The following is a 4,374-nucleotide window of genomic DNA, read 5'->3' as shown; positions in this document are numbered from 1 at the left end:
TGGACCTGGGAGAGCGCGGTGCCGACCGGGGACCCGGACGTCGTCCGGGTCGAGCTGTCCGTCGGCGACGCCACGCTCGCCGTGCCCGTGGCGGAGATCCGCGGTGCGATCGCGGCACTGGTGGGTGAGAAGTCCACCAGGTGAGACGGAAGTTTCACGTGGGACAACCGTCGTCCTAGGATCGGGACTGGCTCCTGAGAGGCAGCGCGAAGCACCTGGCTGGCTGCCCGGCAACCTCTACTCCGTCTGAGGTGCTCCAGGGGAAGAGCCGGCCGTCGCGGCACCCGCCGCGAGGGCAAGGACGGAGCTCCTGCGCGCCGCGGGTTCTCCGCGACGAGAGGAGACGGCGCATGACCGACCCCGCAGCCTGGAGCTTCGAGACCCGGCAGATCCACGCCGGCACGAGCCCCGACCCCACGACCGGCGCCCGTGCGCTGCCGATCTACGCCACGACCGCGTACCAGTTCCGGGACAGCCAGCACGCCGCCGACCTCTTCGCCCTCGCCGAGATGGGCAACATCTACACGCGGATCATGAACCCGACGCAGGACGCGCTGGAGCAGCGCGTGGCCTCGCTGGAGGGCGGCGTCGCGGCTCTGGCGGTGGCCAGCGGGCAGTCCGCGACGACGCTCGCGCTGCTCAACGTCGCCGAGACCGGCGACCACGTCGTCGCCTCCGCGTCCCTCTACGGCGGCACGTACAACCTGCTCCACCACTCGCTGCCCAAGCTGGGCGTCACGGTGTCCTTCGTCGAGGACCCGGACGACCCCGAGGCCTGGCAGGCACTGGTCCAGGAGAACACCAAGGCGTTCTTCGGCGAGACCATCGGCAACCCGAAGGGCGACATCCTCGACATCGAGGCCGTGGCGGCGGTCGCCCACCGCAACGGCGTCCCGCTGATCGTCGACAACACCATCGCCACGCCGTACCTGATCCGGCCGTTCGAGTTCGGCGCGGACGTCGTCGTCCACTCGGCGACCAAGTACCTCGGCGGCCACGGCACCGCGATCGCCGGCCTCATCGTCGACGGCGGGACGTTCGACTGGGCAGGTGGGAAGCACCCGGGTTTCACCACGCCGGACCCGACCTACAACGGTGTCGTCTACAAGGACCTCGGCGCGCCCGCCTACGCGCTCAAGGCCCGCGTGCAGCTGCTGCGCGACCTGGGCCCGGCGATCTCCCCGTTCAACGCCTTCCTCGTCGTCCAGGGCATCGAGACGCTGTCGCTGCGTCTGGAGCGGCACGTCGCCAACGCCCAGCGGGTGGCGGAGTTCCTCGAGGCGCACGACGAGGTGGACTCGGTGAACTACCCGGGCCTGCCCACGTCGAGGTGGCACGCGGCGCAGCAGAAGTACGCGCCGAAGGGCGCCGGCGCCGTATTGACCTTCGAGCTGCACGGCGGCCGGGAGGCCGGCCAGAAGTTCGTGGAGGCGCTCGAGCTGCACAGCCACGTGGCCAACATCGGCGACGTGCGCAGCCTGGTCATCCACCCGGCGTCGACGACGCACTCGCAGCTGACCGCCGACGAGCAGCTCACCACCGGCGTCACGCCGGGTCTGGTGCGCCTGGCGGTGGGCCTGGAGGGCATCGAGGACATCCTCGCCGACCTCGAGGCCGGCTTCCGCGCCGCCAAGGCCTCCTGACCCGACGGCGCGGCTGACCGTGGGCGGGTGGGTCGAGGGCGACCCGGTCGGGGACCGGGTCTTCCTCGACCTGCCCGCGTTCAGCCTCCAGCGCGGCGGGCTCCTGCCGTCGGTGCGGGTCGCCTACGAGACGTGGGGGACGCTCGCCCCGGGTGGCGCGAACGCCGTGCTGGTCGAGCACGCCCTCACCGGCGACAGCCACGTCGTCGGACCGGCGGGGGACGGCCACGCAACGCCGGGCTGGTGGCAGGGCCTCATCGGACCGGGAGCACCGCTGGACACGAACCGGTTCTTCGTCGTCTGCGCGAACGTGCTCGGCGGCTGCCAGGGGACGACGGGACCCTCCTCCCGCGCGCCGGACGACGGCCCGTGGGGTTCCCGCTTCCCCGAGGTGACCGTCGGTGACCAGGTCCGCGTGGAGGCCGCGCTCGCCGACGCGCTCGGGATCCACCGCTGGGCCTGCGTCATCGGCGGGTCGATGGGCGGCATGCGCGCCCTGGAGTGGGCGGTCGCCATGCCCGACCGGGTGGCCACCCTGTTCTTCCTGGCCTCCGGGGCCGTGGCGACCGCCGACCAGCTCGGCACCCAGACCACCCAGCAGACGGCGATCCGCACCGATCCCCGCTGGGCGGGCGGCGACTACCCGCTCGACGACCCGCCGGTCGACGGCCTCGGCGTCGCCCGCCGGATCGCGCACCTCACCTACCGCAGCGCCTTCGAGCTCGGCGAGCGGTTCGGCACCGCCGTGCAGGACGACGGCCGGTTCGCCGTCGCCTCCTACCTCGACCACCACGCCGACAAGCTGGCCCGCCGGTTCGACGCCGGCAGCTACGTGGTGCTCACCGAGACGATGAACAGCTGGGACGTCGGCCGCGGGCGGGGCGGCGTCGAGGCGGCGCTGGGCCGGGTGACCGCCCGGGCGCTGGTCGCGGGCGTGGACAGCGACCGGCTGTACCCGCTGGAGCTGCAGCAGCAGGTGGCCGACGCGCTCGGGGTGCCGCTGCACGTCATCGCCTCCCCCTACGGCCACGACGGCTTCCTCATCGAGACCGAGGCGGTCGGGGAGCTGCTGAGGGGCCTGCTCGCGGGATGAGCCGCGACCAGATCGGCGATGTGGTCGCGAAAGTCGCCCCATGGCGACCAGATCGCCGATCTCGACGGGACGTGGCCGGTCGGTAGCGTCGGGCGCATGACCTACGACGTCGCTGCGGTGCGGGCGCAGTTCCCGGCCCTGCGGTCGGGCACCGCGCACTTCGACGGACCGGGCGGGACGCAGGTGCCCGTGCCGGTCGCGCGCGCGGTCGCCGACACCCTCACGTCGTCGATCGCCAACCGCGGCCGCACCACCGCCGCCGAGCGGCTGGCCGACGACACGGTGACGGCGGCCCGCGCGGCGGTGGCCGACCTGCTGGCCGCCGACCCCGGCGGGATCGTCTTCGGCCGCAGCGCGACCCAGCTGACCTTCGACCTCGCCCGGACGCTGGCGGCCGGCTGGGGTCCCGCCGACGAGGTCGTCGTCTCCCGGCTCGACCACGACGCCAACGTCCGCCCGTGGGTGATCGCCGCCGAGGCGGTCGGTGCCACGGTGCGCTGGATCGCGTTCGACCCGACCACCGGCGAGCTCACGGCCGACGACGTCGCCGAGGTGCTGACCCCGCGCACGAGGCTGGTCGCGGTCACCGGCGCCTCCAACCTGATCGGCACCCGCCCGCCGATCGCCGCGATCGCGGCACTGGTGCACGACGCCGGCGCCCTGCTGGCGGTCGACGGCGTCCACCTGACCGCGCACGCGCCCGTCGACGTCGCCGCCCTCGGTGCCGACTTCTTCACCTGCTCGCCGTACAAGTTCCTGGGCCCGCACTGCGGCGTCCTGGCCGCGGCACCGGCGCTGCTGGACGCGCTGCGGCCGGCGAAGCTGCTGCCGTCGTCCGACGCCGTCCCGGAGCGGTTCGAGCTCGGCACCCTGCCCTACGAGCTGCTGGCCGGGACCACGGCGGCCGTGGAGTTCCTCGCTGGCCTGTCCCCCGTCGACGGGAACCGGCGCGAACGCCTGGTCGCCGCGATGATCGCGCTGGAGGACCACGAGGACGGGCTGCGCGAGCACCTGGAGGCGGGACTGCGGGAGCTGCCCGGTGTGCGGTCGTGGTCGCGGGCGGCGCACCGCACCCCGACGCTGCTGCTCACGCTCGACGGCCACGACGCGGCCGACGCGTACCGCTTCCTCGCCGACCGCGGCGTGAACGCCCCGGCGGGGTCGTTCTACGCGCTCGAGCCGAGCCGGTGGCTCGGCCTGGGCGACGCCGGTGGGCTCCGCGTCGGGCTTGCGCCCTACAGCGACCGCGACGACGTCGAGCGGCTGCTCGCGGGCCTCCGGGAGTTCCTCGCCGAACGGTGAGCTACGACAGGGCGTCGCCCGGCACGATGCCCGCCGGCGGCAGCGGACGGCGGACCACCGGCCGCACCTTGCGCGCCTCGGGCAGCCGGTCGTAGTAGGCGGCGGCGTTGCCCCGGATGTGGAGCAGGTCGTCGTCGGTGGCCCGGCGGACCACCTTCGCCGGGACGCCGGCGATGACCGAGTTCGGCGGGAACTGCTTGCCCTGGGTGACGACAGCCCCGGCGGCGACGATGGACCCCGTGCCGATGCGGGCACCGTTCATGACGACGCTGCCCATGCCGACCAGGACCTCGTCCTCGACGTGCGCCCCGTGCAGCACGACCCGGTGGCCGACGG

4 protein-coding genes and 1 riboswitch are annotated in these 4,374 nt (G+C 73.8%); of the genes, 3 read left to right on the top strand and 1 reads right to left on the bottom strand.

What is annotated here, in order from left to right:
• Positions 1–190 precede the first annotated feature (190 nt).
• Positions 191–308: riboswitch (SAM riboswitch) on the top strand.
• A 42-nt stretch (positions 309–350) separates the two neighbouring features.
• The 3 genes from E4P40_RS26535 to E4P40_RS26525 all read left to right on the top strand — a co-directional run bounded on the left by E4P40_RS26535 (position 351) and on the right by E4P40_RS26525 (position 4,038).
• The gene (locus E4P40_RS26535) at positions 351–1,643 is read left to right on the top strand and encodes a bifunctional o-acetylhomoserine/o-acetylserine sulfhydrylase (RefSeq protein WP_135161304.1); all 1,293 of its coding nucleotides are present in this window, start codon (positions 351–353) and stop codon (positions 1,641–1,643) included.
• A 19-nt stretch (positions 1,644–1,662) separates the two neighbouring features.
• Complete coding sequence (locus E4P40_RS26530) at positions 1,663–2,736, top strand: homoserine O-acetyltransferase (RefSeq protein WP_135161303.1); 1,074 nt, start codon at positions 1,663–1,665, stop codon at positions 2,734–2,736.
• Between the two features lie 96 nt (positions 2,737–2,832).
• On the top strand, positions 2,833–4,038 hold the full coding sequence (locus E4P40_RS26525) for a cysteine desulfurase-like protein (RefSeq protein WP_135161302.1): 1,206 nt from the start codon (positions 2,833–2,835) through the stop codon (positions 4,036–4,038).
• Between the two features lies 1 nt (position 4,039).
• Here the strand turns inward: E4P40_RS26525 and E4P40_RS26520 are convergent.
• Positions 4,040–4,374 (bottom strand): DapH/DapD/GlmU-related protein (locus E4P40_RS26520; RefSeq protein ID WP_280790656.1); only part of this gene is annotated, 335 nt, incomplete at its 5' end.

The organism is Blastococcus sp. CT_GayMR20, assembly GCF_004570345.1.
This window is presented reverse-complemented; position numbering and strand designations above follow the sequence as displayed.